Source organism: Kineococcus rhizosphaerae (assembly GCF_003002055.1).
GTDB classification, from domain to species: Bacteria; Actinomycetota; Actinomycetes; order Actinomycetales; family Kineococcaceae; genus Kineococcus; species Kineococcus rhizosphaerae.
The window spans coordinates 69,899-83,888 of sequence record NZ_PVZF01000003.1; the positions used below are offsets into that span (position 1 = coordinate 69,899).

14 protein-coding genes are annotated in these 13,990 nt (G+C 72.5%); 5 read left to right on the forward strand and 9 right to left on the reverse strand.

Annotation, left to right across the window (positions count from 1 at the left end; all coding sequences use genetic code 11):
• Window positions 1–24: 24 nt before the first annotated feature.
• From CLV37_RS07430 to CLV37_RS07445, 4 genes are read right to left on the reverse strand one after another with little or no spacing between them, the layout of a single operon-like run.
• Entirely contained in the window at window positions 25–906 is an 882-nt protein-coding gene (locus CLV37_RS07430) for an ABC transporter permease (RefSeq protein ID WP_106208778.1), read from the reverse strand.
• A complete protein-coding gene (locus tag CLV37_RS07435; RefSeq protein ID WP_245885305.1) occupies window positions 906–1,751 on the reverse strand; it encodes an ABC transporter permease in 846 nt (281 codons plus the stop codon). Before CLV37_RS07435 ends, CLV37_RS07430 begins: the two co-directional genes overlap by 1 nt.
• A complete protein-coding gene (locus tag CLV37_RS07440; RefSeq protein ID WP_245885306.1) occupies window positions 1,748–2,584 on the reverse strand; it encodes an ABC transporter ATP-binding protein in 837 nt (278 codons plus the stop codon). The genes CLV37_RS07435 and CLV37_RS07440 overlap by 4 nt, the downstream gene beginning before the upstream one ends.
• Window positions 2,585–2,617: 33 nt before the next feature.
• Window positions 2,618–3,715, reverse strand: coding sequence for an ABC transporter substrate-binding protein (locus CLV37_RS07445; protein WP_106208780.1), 1,098 nt, complete (start codon window positions 3,713–3,715; stop codon window positions 2,618–2,620).
• Between the two features lie 219 nt (window positions 3,716–3,934).
• On the opposite strand from CLV37_RS07445, the gene CLV37_RS07450 reads away from it, so the two are divergent.
• Window positions 3,935–5,329, forward strand: a complete 1,395-nt coding sequence (locus CLV37_RS07450; protein WP_245885323.1) for an NtaA/DmoA family FMN-dependent monooxygenase — start codon at window positions 3,935–3,937, stop codon at window positions 5,327–5,329.
• Here CLV37_RS07450 and CLV37_RS07455 read toward each other — a convergent pair.
• Window positions 5,308–5,883 carry a TetR/AcrR family transcriptional regulator gene (locus CLV37_RS07455; RefSeq protein ID WP_146149332.1) on the reverse strand — a complete coding sequence of 192 codons (576 nt, stop codon included), beginning with the start codon at window positions 5,881–5,883 and terminating at the stop codon, window positions 5,308–5,310. The genes CLV37_RS07450 and CLV37_RS07455 overlap by 22 nt on opposite strands.
• A 30-nt stretch (window positions 5,884–5,913) precedes the next feature.
• Here CLV37_RS07455 and add point away from each other — a divergent pair, with 30 nt between their 5' ends.
• On the forward strand, window positions 5,914–6,888 hold the full coding sequence (add, locus tag CLV37_RS07460) for an adenosine deaminase (protein WP_106208786.1): 975 nt from the start codon (window positions 5,914–5,916) through the stop codon (window positions 6,886–6,888).
• Between the two features lie 201 nt (window positions 6,889–7,089).
• The gene (locus CLV37_RS07465) at window positions 7,090–8,703 is read left to right on the forward strand and encodes a GAF domain-containing protein (protein ID WP_106208788.1); all 1,614 of its coding nucleotides are present in this window, start codon (window positions 7,090–7,092) and stop codon (window positions 8,701–8,703) included.
• A 6-nt stretch (window positions 8,704–8,709) separates the two neighbouring features.
• Here the strand turns inward: CLV37_RS07465 and CLV37_RS07470 are convergent, their stop codons facing one another.
• Genes CLV37_RS07470 through CLV37_RS07480 form a run of 3 tightly spaced genes read right to left on the reverse strand, consistent with a single transcriptional unit; the run spans window position 8,710 to window position 11,629 of the window.
• Window positions 8,710–9,402, reverse strand: coding sequence for a GntR family transcriptional regulator (locus CLV37_RS07470; protein WP_170127112.1), 693 nt, complete (start codon window positions 9,400–9,402; stop codon window positions 8,710–8,712).
• Complete coding sequence (locus CLV37_RS07475) at window positions 9,399–10,127, reverse strand: aspartate/glutamate racemase family protein (protein ID WP_106208792.1); 729 nt, start codon at window positions 10,125–10,127, stop codon at window positions 9,399–9,401. The genes CLV37_RS07470 and CLV37_RS07475 overlap by 4 nt, the downstream gene beginning before the upstream one ends.
• Window positions 10,127–11,629 carry an NCS1 family nucleobase:cation symporter-1 gene (locus CLV37_RS07480; RefSeq protein WP_106208794.1) on the reverse strand — a complete coding sequence of 501 codons (1,503 nt, stop codon included), beginning with the start codon at window positions 11,627–11,629 and terminating at the stop codon, window positions 10,127–10,129. The genes CLV37_RS07475 and CLV37_RS07480 overlap by 1 nt, the downstream gene beginning before the upstream one ends.
• A gap of 62 nt (window positions 11,630–11,691) precedes the next feature.
• Here CLV37_RS07480 and CLV37_RS07485 point away from each other — a divergent pair, with 62 nt between their 5' ends.
• On the forward strand, window positions 11,692–12,330 hold the full coding sequence (locus tag CLV37_RS07485) for an MBL fold metallo-hydrolase (protein WP_245885307.1): 639 nt from the start codon (window positions 11,692–11,694) through the stop codon (window positions 12,328–12,330).
• A 16-nt stretch (window positions 12,331–12,346) separates the two neighbouring features.
• On the opposite strand, the gene CLV37_RS07490 is transcribed toward CLV37_RS07485, so the two are convergent.
• Window positions 12,347–13,180, reverse strand: a complete 834-nt coding sequence (locus CLV37_RS07490) for a LysR family transcriptional regulator (RefSeq protein ID WP_106208798.1) — start codon at window positions 13,178–13,180, stop codon at window positions 12,347–12,349.
• Between the two features lie 93 nt (window positions 13,181–13,273).
• Here CLV37_RS07490 and CLV37_RS07495 point away from each other — a divergent pair, with 93 nt between their 5' ends.
• Window positions 13,274–13,990 (forward strand): SDR family oxidoreductase, encoded by a 717-nt coding sequence (locus CLV37_RS07495; protein ID WP_106208800.1) that lies wholly within the window; start codon window positions 13,274–13,276, stop codon window positions 13,988–13,990.

Sequence of the window (13,990 nt, forward strand, 5' to 3'; positions counted from 1 at the left end):
GCGCGGACGGGCGGGGGCCGGACGTCACGTGGTGCTCCTCGGGTACTTGGCCAGGACCAGCGTCTCCACGATGCTGACCAGGGTGTAGAGCAGGATCGAGGTGAAGGTGACGACGACGACGATCGACCAGACCTTGTTGTACTGGACCTGGGAGTTGGCCCGGAAGATCTCCGCCCCCATGCCCGTCCCCGAGAACAGCCACTCGTAGAGCATGGCACCGATCACCGCACCGGGCACCGAGATCCGGATGGCCGCGAACAGGTTCGGCAGGGCGCTGGGGATCGCCACCTTGCGCAGCGCGGTCCACTTCGAGCCCCCGTTGACGCGGATGACGTCGATCGCCTGCGGCGACGCCGAGCGCAGCCCGGTGGCCGCGTTGACGAGGACCGGGAAGAACACGACGACCCCGCCGATCGCGGCCTGACCGCCCAGACCGCGGCCGAAGAGGATCCCGATGAGGGGGGCCATGGCGACCAGCGGGACCGAGCGCAGCAGCATCGCCAGCGGCATGAAGACGAACTCCAGGGGCCGCAGGACGGTGAACAGCGAGGCGACGACGACGGCCGCGACGACGCCGGTCACGAAACCCGTCACCGAGTCCGTGAGCGTGATCTTCAGCGCCGCCTCGATCGCGGCCCGGTTCTCGGCGGCCTTGGGCACCGAGAACAGGTAGTCGTAGACGTCGAGCGGACGCTTCCCGACGAAGGCGTCCACGTCGAACAGCCGCAGCAGGGCGTACCAGGCGACGACGAGGACGACCGTGGAGATCAGCAGGGTGAGCACGGCGACGCCGATGCGGCGGCTGACGGCGGCGGCCACCGAGGCCCCACTGCGGTTCTGGTGCACGGGGTTCGCGGCGACGTCCGGGACGGCGTTCTGGACGGTGTTCTGGACGGGAACGGCCATCAGAGCTCCCCCTTCCGCTCACCGGTCGAGGACCAGGGCGTGAGCAACTTCGCGACGAGGCCGATGAGCAGGTACCCGACGCCCGCGACCGCCCCCGACAGCAGGGCCAGGCCCCAGATCTGGGCGTAGAGCAGGTTGGTCTGGGCCGCGACGATGAGGATGCCGAGCCCGGAGTCGACCCCGCCGAAGTACTCCCCCAGCACCGCGCCGAGGAAGGCCGCCGGCGCGGCGAGCTTGAGCGCGGCGAAGACGTTGGGCAGGGCCGCGACGAGCCGCACCTTGACCAGCGCCGTCCAGCGCGAGCCGCCGTAGGCGTGCACCACGTCCAGCGCCGTGCGGTCCGCGGCCCGCAGCCCGAGCAGGCACCCCACCACGGAGGTGAAGATCACGCTCATCGCGGCCAGGAAGACCGAGGTGGTGCGCGACCCGGGCGGGGAGACGATGAGGACGATCGGGCCGATCGCGGTCAGCGGGATGCAGTAGGAGATGACGGCGACCTGGTTCGCCGCCCCCTCCAGCGGCGGGATCAGCAGCACGACGACGGCGATCGCGATCGCGACGAGGTTGCCCCACAGCCAGCCCTGGGCCGCCGACCACGTCGTGACCGACAGGTTGTTCCAGTACGTCGTGAAGCCGGTGTCCCCGAACTGGGCCACCACGGCCCACGGGGTCGGGACGATGCCGCCGGAGCCGAAGAAGATCGTGCTGACCAGGCTCCAGACGACGAGGACCGCGACGACCCCGATGGCGCCGCCGGCCCACGGGGGCAGGGGACGCCGGGCGCGGGGTGCAGCGACGGTCGAGACCTCCGCCTCGGTGCGCGGCGCGACGGACGCCTCGGTCACGAGTGCCCCCCGCCGCCGAAGAGGATCTCGGACAACCGGTCGTGGTAGGCGTGGAACTCCGGCGTGCGCATCATCTCCGGCGTCCGCGGCCGGGGCAGGTCGATCTCGACCACCTCGACGACCCGGCCGGGCCGCGGGCTCATGACGGCCACGACGTCGGACAGGAAGATCGCCTCGCTGATCCCGTGGGTGACCATGAGGGTCGTGGCGGGCTTCTGCGTCCAGATGCGCAGCAGCTCGACGTTCAGCCGCTGACGGGTCATGTCGTCCAGCGCGCCGAACGGTTCGTCGAGCAGCATGACGCTGGGCTGCACCACGAGGCAGCGCGCGATCGAGACGCGCTGGCGCATCCCGCCCGACAGCTGCGCCGGCTTGGCCTTCTCGAACCCCTTCAGCCCGACCAGGCCGATGAGGTCGTCGATCAGCCCCTTCTCGGGGGTGACCCCCGCCACCTCGAGCGGCAGCCGGATGTTCTGCGCGACCGTCCGCCACGGCAGGAGCGCGGAGTCCTGGAACGCGACGCCGAGGTCGTGCCCGCGCTGGAGCTCACGGGTGGTCAGGCCGTTGACGAGGGCCTGACCACCGGTGGGGGTCTCCAGACCGGCGAGGATCCGCAGGATCGTCGACTTGCCGCAGCCCGAGGGACCGAGCAGCGACAGGAAGGCGTCCTTGCGGGTGCCGAGGTCCGTCTGCTCGAGGGCCAGGACGCTCTTGCGGCCCAGGTCGAACCGCTTGGTGAGGCCCTGCAGGTTGAACCCCGTGGCCGCCTCGGGGTGGCCGGCCGGGTCCGTCGTGGCCGACAGGCCGGCGGGGGTGGAGGTCTCTTGCGACACGGGGTTGCCCTTCTGCAGCGGTCAGGCGGGGGTTCAGCCGGTGATGAGGTCCGGGTTGTCCTGGTAGACCTCGTCCAGGAGGGACAGGTCGAACAGGTCCTTCGCCGAGATGGTGGTCCCCATCTCCTCCAGGGACTTGATGTTCTGCTCGACGAGCGCGTCGGTCATCGTGAACAGACCGTTCTTCTTCGTGTCGTCGGAGACGATGAGGGCGGCCTGCGCCTCCGCCTCCTTCTGCTGCTCGGCCAGGTCCAGCTTCTGGTCCTTGCCGTAGGTGTTGACGGCCAGGGCGGCGCTGGCGGCGGCGTCGGCCACGGCGTCGGTCCAGCCCTGGATCTCGGCCTTGAGGAACGCCTTGAGCATGTCCCGCTGGTCGTCGATCGTGGACTGCAGGACGGTGAAGGTCTCGGCGACCACGGGCAGGCCGTTGTCGGCGAAGCCGAGGGTCACGGGGACGATCGGCTGGCCGTCGACCTGACGGGCAGCGAGCAGGATGGGCTCGTTGGTCAGGTAGGCCATGAACGCGTCGACGTCCTTGGAGACGACGACGGACGGGTCGTACTGGACGGGCACGATCTCGAACGTCGACTTGTCGATCCCGTTGGCCTTGCAGAAGCCGTCGAAGATCGTCTCGTTGCCGCCGGTCTGGATGCCGATCCGCTTGCCGGCCAGGTCGGCGACGGTGCGCACGGGCTTGCCCTGCTCCATCGACACGAGGCAGAAGGGGTTCTTCTGGAAGGTCGTGCCGATGATCTTCAGCGGGGCCTGCTCGTTGACGATCGCCGGGCCGGTGAGCGTCGGGGACGACAGGCCGACGGTCGCCTTCTTCGACAGGACCATGGCCTCGGCCGCGGTGCCCGCGCTCCCGCCGGCGACCAGGTTGACCTTCGAGAAACCGGCCTTGGTGTAGTAGCCCTTGCTGTCGGCGAAGTACTCGCCGGCGAACTCGATGTTCTTGATCCAGGACAGCTGCACCGTCAGCTCGCCGAAGCCGGAGGACCCGCTCGAGGACGAGCCGGTGCTGGAGTCGGTGCCGCCGCCGCACGCCGCGAGGGTCCCGAGCGTGCCGAGGCCGGCGGCTCCGAACAGCAGGGATCGGCGCGAGAGGGGGGAACGACGGAGTTCGGACATGGGCTGCTCCGGGAAGGGTGGGGTCCCGTGTCCACGTGACACCGGGGGATGTCGACACTGAAGCACCCGCGCGAGGCGGGCGTGTCACGCCCGCGTGAACGGCGTGTTACACGGCCACCGCGGTGTGACGATCGTGTTGCGGACGGGACGCGAGCCCCGGCGCCGTGGTCTCATGTGAACCGACTGGTTCAACGAGAGGGGTCACGTCCCGTGCGCAGAATGCACCTGGGGGTCTTCGAGGTGGCGGCGCCACAGGTCGGCGGGACCCTGTCCTGGTCGCACCCGTACAGCGACTCCGTCCACCACCGCGAGCAGCAGCACTGGATCGAGGTGGCGCAGCTCCTCGAGGCGGCGGGTTTCGACTTCCTGTTCTTCGCCGACGGGTACGGGTACCCCAGCGTGGGCGGGGACCTCCCCGAGGCGGCCGCCCGCGGGGGCCTGAACTTCACCGGGATCGACCCCATGCTGCTCATCCCGACGCTGGCCCACCACACGTCCCGGCTGGGTTTCGTCGTCACGAGTTCCACCGGGATCGACCACCCGGTCGCCATGGCGCGGCGCTTCGCCACCCTGGACCACCTGACGGGCGGGCGGATCGGCTGGAACGTCGTGACGGGCGCCTCGCAGGACACCATCGCGGGGTTGTTCGGTCACGACGGGATGACGCCGCACGACACCCGGTACGAGATCGCCCGGGAGTACGTCGACCTCTGCCTGCAGTTGTGGGAGGGCTGCTGGGAGGACGCAGCCCTGGTGCAGGACAAGGAGTCCGGCGTCTTCGCCGACCGGTCGAAACTGCACCGCGTCGAGCACGTCGGCAAGCACTTCCGGTCCTCGGGGTTCTTCACCGTGGTGCCCTCGGCGCAGCGCACGCCCGTCCTGTTCCAGGCCGGGAGTTCCGCGGCCGGGCGGGAGTTCGCGGCCGCCCAGGCCGAGTGCGTGTTCCTGCAGGGCACGACCCCCGCGCACGCCGCCGCGAACGTGGCCGACCTGCGCGCCCGCGCCGCCGCGGCCGGACGCGACCCGCGCTCGGTGAAGGTCCTCGTCGGCGCCACGGTGACCGTGGCCGCGACCCACGACGAGGCCCTCGCCCGGCGCGCGGAGTTCGAGGCCCTGCAGACCGACGAGGTCGCCGCGGTGATCTACGCGGGGAACACGGGGATCGACCTGACCGCGCTCGACCCGGACCGCCCGCTGTCCCAGATCAACGAGGCGGCAGCCGACTCCCGGATCGGTCAGATGGGCCAGAGCAACATCGACCGGTTCCGCAGGCCCGACGGCAGCTGGCCCCTGGTCCGCGAGGTGCTCGACGAGTTGCGGGGCCGCGGGACCCGGGGTTTCACGGTCGTCGGGGACCCGGTCGAGGTCGCCGACCAGCTCGAGGAGATCATGGACGTCACCGACGTCGACGGGTTCCTCCTCGAGGCCATCTTCTCCCCCGGTGACCACCGGCTCTTCTGCGACCTCGTGGTCCCCGAACTGCGCCGCCGCGGCCGGCTGCCCGAGCCCGACCACGCCCCCGGGACAGGGTCGCTGCGCGAGCGGCTCGGCGCCGACTCGCCCCGGTTGCCGTCCGACCACCCCGGGGCGCGCTACGTGCCGACGCCGGCCTGAGTGCGGGCGCAGAACCCGTCGAGCGCCCGGTCCTGCACCCGCGTCACCGCGGCCGGGTCCTGGGTGAGGATCAACGTCATCTGCAACCCGCGCCACAGCGCGATGAGTTCGGTCGCGAGGGTCTCGGCGTCCTGCGCGCACAGACCCTCGCGGCGGAACCGCGCGGCGGCCGGCCGGTGCCAGGACGCGATGTCACCCATGAGGTTGGTGTACCCCGGCTCGCGGGTCGCCTGGCCGAACACCTCGAAGAACAACCGCAGGAAGGGCAGGTTCACGGGGTTGGCGATGACGTCCCACACCTGCTGCAGGTCGTGCCGGAGGGTTCCGGTGCCGTGTTCGAGGGCCGACCAGGCGTGCTCGAACTCCGGGAAGAAGTCCCGCGAGACGGCCTGCAGCGCTTCACCGACCAGTTGTTCCCGGCTGCCGAAGTAGTACAGCAGCATCCGGTTGTTGGACCCCACCGCCCGCGCGAGCCCGCGCAGGGTCGAGGATGTGAGCCCGTGGCCGAGCAGGTGCTCGGCCACCAGCCCCAGCAGCCGATCCCTCTCGTTCACACCCAGCACAGTAGTCGGAGGAGACACCCGATGCGTGACCTCGCCACGTTGCCGAAGGCCCACCTGCACCTCCACCTCGAGGGCGCCATGCGCCCCGGGACCCTCGCCGAGTTCGCGCAGGAGGCCGGTGAGGCCGTCCCCCCCACGCGGGGTTTCACGACGTTCCCGCACTTCGTCGAGATGTACGACGGGGCCGTCGCCTTCATCCGCACCCGCGAGCACCTGGCCCGGGTGATCCGCGAGGTCGTGCAGGACGCGGCGGCCTCGGGTGCGGTGTGGATCGAGGCCCAGGCGAACCCGATGTTCTACGTCCCGCAGTTCGGGACGGCGGACGAGGTCACGACGTTCATGCTCGAGACGGGGCAGGCCGAGGCCGCCCGGCTCGGCATCGGGTTCGGGCTCATGCTCGTGGCGATCCGCAACCTGCCCCCGGCCGAGGCCGAGGCGCTGGCCGTGCACGCCGCCGGGTTCGCCGGTCGCGGGGTCGTGTCCTTCGGGCTGGCGGCCGACGAGGCGCTGTTCCCCCCGGCCCCCTTCGAGAAGGCGTTCGCCATCGCCCGCGAGGCGGGCCTGAAGTCCGCCCCCCACGCCGGTGAGCTCCTCGGCCCGCAGAGCGTGGTCGACGCCCTGGACAAGCTGGGCGCGCAGCGCGTCCAGCACGGAGTGCGGGCGGTGGAGGACCCCGAGCTCGTCCGGCGGCTCGCCGCCGAGGGCACCGTCCTGGACGTGTGCCCCACCTCGAACGTGGCGCTGTGGGTCGTCCCCGAGATCGGTGCCCACCCGCTGCCCGCGCTGCTGGAGGCGGGTGTGCGCTGCTCGATCAACGGCGACGACCCGCTGCTCTTCGGCCCCGGGCTGCTGGAGGAGTACGAGACGGCCCGCCGGGACCTGGGCCTGAGCGACGGCGACCTCGCGGCCGTGGCGAAGGCGTCGCTGGAGGGGTCGGCGGCCCCCGCCGAGTTCGTCAGCGCGCAGGTGGCCGCGGTCGACGCCTGGCTGGCGTGAGCGGGCCGGTCGGTCGTCGCGCACGACGACGCGAAACGGTTGCAGCACAGAATTTCTAGACATCTGATCGACGCCTGCCGACCTGTCCCCGACAGGTCAAGTCCTCCACCGGACCTGTCGATCCCAGGAGAGCTGAAACAGTCGGCGCTGCGTGGCTCCCGTCTCCTGACCGGGCTACCACCGGACGGGAGACGGGGAGTCATGTTCCGAACCACGCGAGCCGCGAGGGCCGCCGACCGGGCGGCCGACCAGGCGCAGGCCGGGGCCGCCGACCTGGAGGCCGTCACCGACCTGGTGCGCGCGCTGCACGACGCGGCGACGCCGGAGGCTGCCGTGACGACGGCGCTGGAGACCATCCGGCACCGCTTCGGCTGGGCCTACGGCTCGTTCTGGCGGCTGGAACGCCCGTCCGGGTCCCCCGCCCGCGGCGCCCGCAGCGCCGCGCCCGTCCTCGTCTTCGCCCAGGACAGCGGCCAGGTCCCGGGTCAGGCCGGCGAGGAGTTCCGGCGGGTGACCCTGTCGGCGTCGTTCGCCGAAGGCGTCGGGCTGTCGGGGCGGGCGTGGCGTCAGCGCGACCTCGTCCACGTCGCCGACCTCGGCGAGCTCACCGACTGCGTCCGGGCCCCCGTCGCCCAGCGCGCCGGGATCCGGTCCGGCATCTGCTTCCCCGTCCTGGACGGGGGCCAGGTGGTGGGGACGATGGACTTCTTCACCACGGAACGCGTCGAACTGTCGCCGGGCCGGTCGGCCGTGCTGCGCACGGTCGCGACGCTGGTGTCCGAGACGCTGGCCCGCCTCGACGAGGCGGTCCGGCAGGAGAGGGCCGCGCAGGACGTCGCCGCCGTGTCCACGCTGATCCGCGAACTGACCGCGGCCACCAGCGAGGAGCGGGCGCTGCGCGTCGCGCTGGACACCATCCGCGCCGACTTCGACTGGCAGTACGGCTCGTTCTGGCGGCTGGACGAGGCCGGTCCCGCCTCCGGTCACGTCCTGCGGTTCGAGCTGGAGTCCGGCGACGCCGGTGCGGAGTTCCGGCAGGTGACGCTGCAGGCCTCCTTCGCCGAGGGCGTCGGCCTGTCGGGGCGCGCGTGGGCGCAGCGGGACCTGGTGTTCGTCGAGGACCTGGGCGAGATGACCGACTGCGTGCGGGCCCCCGTCGCCCAGCGCGCCGGGGTGAAGTCCGGCGTGTGCCTGCCGATCGTCGTCGGCGGGCGCGTCGTGGGCACCATGGACTTCTTCGCCACCCGCACCCTGGTCATGTCCGACAGCCGGCGCGCGGCGCTGCAGAACACCGCCTTCCTCATCGGCCAGGCGATGGAGCGGTTCGCCGCGGGGGGCCGGCTGACCCGGGCCGGCGAGGACCTGCTGGCCTCCATCCAGGAGGTCGAGCGCAACGTGGTGGCCGCCACGGGCGTGGCCGCGCACGGGGAGGCGCTGGCGGCGGAGGCCAACGCGGAGGTCGCGGCCCTGGAGGAGGCGTCGGCCGAGATCAACGAGGTCGTGCGGGCCATCCAGGCCATCGCGGCGCAGACGAAGCTGCTGGCGCTGAACGCGACCATCGAGGCGGCCCGGGCCGGGGAGGCCGGGCGGGGTTTCGCCATCGTGGCCGAGGAGGTCAAGGAGCTGTCCGGGGAGACCGAGCGCGCCACGAGCAGCGTCGGGAACCGGGTGTCGACGATCCAGGCGCGGGTGGGCGCGGTGACCTCCTCGCTGGCCCAGATCAGCGCCGCCGTCGGTGAGATCAACCAGACGCAGTCCATCATCGGCGGGGTGCTCACGGAACAGTTCGCGGTGACCCGCGACATCATCGGCTGACGGCCGTCAGGGCGCGGACGAGCGCGGTCGACGCCTGACCGGCGCGGACCTGACCGGCGCGAGGACCGGGAACGGCCGCGCCCGGACGCGGGCGGCCAGGTTCTGCTGGTGGGCCGCCGCCGCGTCCAGGAGCGCGTCCGCGTCACCGGCCGCGAAGGCGGCGAGCATGCGCCCGTGGTCGTCGTGCAGCTCCTCGGCCTCGAGGGGTGCGAGGTCGTCCATCGGCCGGTAGGGCTCGGTGAGGTCCCAGACCCGGTCGAAGACCGCCAGCAGCCGCGGCATCGCGGACGGCCGGGTGAGCGCCTGGTGGAACGCACGGCTCTGGTGGTGGTACTCGCGCTCGTCCGCGGCGGCCGCGGCCCTCGCCAGCGCCTCGTGCGCCCGGCGGGCGGTGTCGACGTCGCCCGGCCCGCCGAGCGCCACAGCGACCCGCAGCGCCGCGAGCTCCAGGGTCCCGCGCACCTCGTAGAGCTCGGCGAGCTCGCCCGGCGCGAGCTGTGCGACGGAGTACCCCCGCCGGGGCTGGTGCTCGACGAGCCCTTCGCCCACGAGCGTCATGAGCGCCTCCCGGACGGGGATCCGGCTGACGTCGTGGGCGGCGGCGAGCACGTCGACCTCGAGGGCGGACCCCGGCGGGACCACGCCCTCGACGATGTCGCTGCGGATGGCGTCCAGCACCGGACGCGCGCTGGGGCTCACCGCAGCGGCCACCCGAGCACGGCCTTGGGCCCCGGCGTGGCGTAGCTGCGCGCCTTCGAGGTGGACAACCCCAGCGCCACCAGGGACTCGGCCAGCCGGGCGGCCGCCGCCACACCGTCGACGACGGGGACCCGCAGGTCGGCGAGGTCGGCGCTGACGGCCTCGTGGACGCCGGCCATCCCGGCGCAGCCCAGGACGACGACCTCGGCCCCGTCCTCGACCAGCCGCCGGGCCTGCTCCACGAACGCCCCGGCGGTGACCTCGGGCGCGGCCTCGAGCTCCAGGACGGGCAGGTCGACGCTGCGGATCCCGGTGCAGCGGCCGGAGAGCCCGGCCAGCAGCAGCCGGTCGGCGATCGAGGGTGCCGCGCGGTCCAGCGACGTGACGACCCCGAACGTCCGGCCGAGCAGGCACGCGGTGTGGGCGGCGGCCTCGGTGATGTCGACGACGGGGACGGTCAGGACGTCCTGCAGGGCCTCGCGTCCCACCTCGCCGAACCCGGCGTGCACGACGGCGTCGAACGGGCCGGCGTACCCCTGCACGGCGTCCAGGACCCCGACGGCCGACAGGTGGCTCTCGTAGTTCGACTCCACCGACGCGGGGCCGAAGCGGGGGGTCAGGGCCACGACCCCGGTCGTCGGCGACACCGCCGCGCGGGCCGCGGCGGCGATGACGTCGGTCACCGCCGCCGAGGTGTTCACGTTGACGACCAGGATCGTCGGCATCAGGCCCCGGCCCGGTCGGCTCCGGCGGGGATGGAGTTCTTCAGGGCGACGTACAGCCCGAAGGCCAGGCCGGCGCCGATGAACCAGCTGAAGCTCGCGGCCGTGGCGTTCGTGAAGAAGACCACGACGATCCCGACCACGGCCGCGACGGCGGTCACGCCCACGGCGATCGGGTTCCAGCCCCGGCGGTAGTGGTAGGTCCCCGCGGGGTCCATCGTGAAGAGGTCGTCGACGCGCACCTGCTGCTTCTTCACGACGTAGTAGTCCGCGATGAGGACGCCGTACAGCGGCCCGATGAAGGCCCCCAGCGTGTCGAGCGTGTAGTGGATGGTCTCCGGGGAGTTGTAGAGGTTCCAGGGCGTGATGAGCACCGACCCGACGGCGGCGATCATCCCGCCCGTGCGCCAGCTGATCCGCTGCGGCGCGACGTGCGAGAAGTCGAACGCCGGGGAGACGAAGTTCGCGACGATGTTGATGCCGACCGTCGCGATCATGAAGGTCAGGCACCCGAGGACGGCGATCGTCAGGTTGTCCAGGCGGTACACCGTCGCGACCGGGTCGGTGATGAGCTCGCCGTAGACGGGGACGGTCGCCGAGGCCGTGACCACGCAGAGCACGGCGAACACCAGGAAGTTCACCGGCAGGCCGAGGAAGTTCCCCTTGCGCACCGCGCGCATCGTCGTCCCGTACCGCGCGAAGTCGCCGTAGTTGAGCATCGGGCCGGAGAAGTAGGAGACGACCAGCGCGATCGCCGAGACCATGACCCCGACCGCACCGAGGCCCGTGTGCTCGATCGACCCCAGGTTCAGCGAGACCTGCGAGAACCCGCCGGCCTCGGTGACCAGGTAGGCCGCGAGGGCGAACATGACGACGTAGACGGCGGGACCGCAGAAGTCGATGAACCGGCGGATCGCGTCCATGCCGCGCCAGAACACCAGCGCCTGGACGACCCACATGACGCCGAACCCGATCCAGCCGAGCGTGCTCAGTCCCACGAACCCGTGCTGGGCGACGTCCGCGTAGGGCGCCCACGACGGGTCGACCTTCAGGGCCAGCAGCACCAGGGCGTTCGAGGCGAGGTAGGTCTGGATGCCGTACCAGGCGACGGCGATGAGGCCGCGGATGACGGCCGGGACGTTCGCCCCGAGCACCCCGAACGCGACTCGGGACACGACGGGGTAGGGGACCCCCGTGGCCTGGCTGGGTCGGGCGACGAGGTTGCAGAGGAAGTACACGACGACGATGCCGACGAGCAGGGAGACGAGCACCTGCCACGCGGCCAGACCGAGCGCGAACAGGCTCCCGGCGGTGACGTACCCGCCGACGCTGTGGACGTCGGACATCCAGAACGCGAAGAAGTTGTACGACGTCCAGTTCTTGACCTTCAGCGGAGCCAGGTCGGAGTTCGTCAGCCGGGGGTGGTACCCGGCCTTGACCACCCCGTCCCCCGCGGCGTGCGAACGTCCGGCCGGTTCCACCTCGGCCCGGGTCACCTCTGTCATGCTCAGGAACGCTATTGACCTCAGGTTTCGCTCGTGTTACCCAGCGGATATATTCCGTGACCATGCGCGTCACGCACTTCGGCCACTCGTGCCTGCTGGTGGAGACCGGCGCCGCCCGGGTCCTGCTCGACCCCGGCACGCTCAGCCACGGCTTCGAGGAACTCGAGGGCCTCGACGCGATCCTCGTCACGCACTCCCACCCCGACCACGTCGACCTGGAGCGCCTCCCGACGCTGCTGGAGGCCAACGACGGCGTCCTGCTGCGCGCCGAGCCCGCGACGGCGGCGTCCCTCGCGGAGTCGGGGCTGGACGCCGCCCCCGTGCACCCCGGTGAGTCGTTCCCGGTCGCCGGGGCGACGGTGACGGCCGCGGGCGGCCGGCACGCGGTCATCCACGCCGACGTCCCCCGGATCGGCAACGTGGGCCTGCTGGTCTCGGCCGAGGGGGAACCGACCCTGTTCCACCCGGGCGACTCCTACGAGGCCGTCCCGGGGGGTGTCGACGTGCTGGCCGTCCCGGTGAACGCGCCGTGGGCGGCGCTGAAGGAGACGGTCGACTTCGTCCGGGCGGTGGGTGCCCCGGTGGGGGTGCCGATCCACGACGGGCTGCTCGCGGCCCCCGGGCGCGCGATCTACGGCAACCAGGTGCGCTCGCTCGGCGGGCTGGACCTGCGCGAGTTCGACGGCGCCCTGGAGTTCTGAGCCACCGCGCGGCCGGCTACCGCGCGGCCACGGCCACGAGGTCGCGCACGGCCCGGCTCGTCCCGTGGGCGGGCCAGGCCAGCGCGACGGTCACGGGGCCGGCGTCGCGCAGCGGCAGGACGGCGACGCCCGCCGTCGCGGCGGAGCGGGCGCAGGCCGCGGGGACGACGGCCGCGGTGCGCCCGAGGGCGACCAGGTGGACGAGCTGGACCTGATCGCGCACCACCGGCCCGGGGCCGTCGGGGACCTGCCCGTCCGGGCCGCGCCAGCGCGGCGGCGGCAGGACCGCGGCGACCTCCGCCGTGGTGGTCGAGGAGTTCTGCGCGACGGCGTGACCGGACGGCACCAGGGCGACGAGCTCCTCGGCGCCGATCGCCAGGTGGTCCAGCCCGGCCGTGCCCTCGAACGGCAGGTGCAGCAACCCCACGTCGGCACGGCCGTCGCGCAGGGCCGTCTCCGTCTCGCCGAACTCGGTGAGCACCAGGTCGACCCGGGCAGCGCCGGGTTCGGCGGCGTAGGCGTCGAGCAGCGTCGCGAGCTGCTCGGCCCCGGTCCCGGCCTTGACGGCCAGGGCGAGGGCCTCGGGTCCCTCGACGGCCCGGCGGGTGCGCCGTTCGGCCGCCTCGATGGCCGCCAGCGCGGCCCGGGACTCCCGCAGCAGCACCTCCCCCGGGCGGGTGAGGACGACCCCGCGGGGGGTGCGGTCGAACAGCTCCGCGCCGAACCTGCGCTCCATGCGCTGCAGGGCCCGGGACAACGGGGGCTGGGCGATGCCGAGCCGCTGCGCCGCACGGCCGATGCCGAGTTCCTCGGCGACGGCGACGAAGTACCGCATCTCCCGTTCCTCCACGCAATCAGCGTACGTCGACCCATACCTCCCGGGTATGCCGGGCCACCCGATCGGTGTTGGACCGCGACGGCGCACCCGCCGCAGGATCGGCGCATGACGGAACGGAAGACGGCGCTCGTGACGGGCGCCAACAAGGGCATCGGCTTCGAGGTCGCGGCCCAGCTGGGCGAGCTCGGGTTCCGGGTGGGGGTCGGCGCGCGCGACGCCGCCCGCGGGACGCAGGCCGTGGAACGGCTCCTCGCCGCGGGGGTGGACGCGTTCGCCGTCGCCCTGGACGTGGCCGACGACGAGAGCGTCCGCGCGGCGGCGGCGGGCTGGACCGGCGGTCTCGACGTCCTGGTGAACAACGCCGGGATCTCCGGGGGTGCGCAGGACCCGGCGAGCAGGACGTCCCCCGACCAGCTGCGTGCCGTGCTGGACACGAACGTGGTGGGTGTGCTGCGGGTGACGAACGCGTTCCTGCCGTTGCTGCGCCGCTCGGACGCGCCGCGCATCGTCAACGTGTCGTCGAGCATGGGGTCGTTGACGCTGCAGCACGGCGAGTCGGCGGGCAGCGGGCCGGTGGGCGGGGCGTACGGGCCGTCGAAGTCCCTGCTCAACGCGCTGACCCTGCAGTACGCGCGGGAGTTGCGGGATTCGGACGTGCTGGTCAACGCGGTCTGCCCCGGCTACACGGCGACCGACTTCACGGGCCACGCGGGCGACCGCACGCCCGCCCAGGGGGCGAGGATCGTGGTGGAACTGGCCACGGTCGGCGACGACGGCCCGCGGGGCGGGTTCTTCGACGAGAACGGCGTGCTGCCGTGGTGA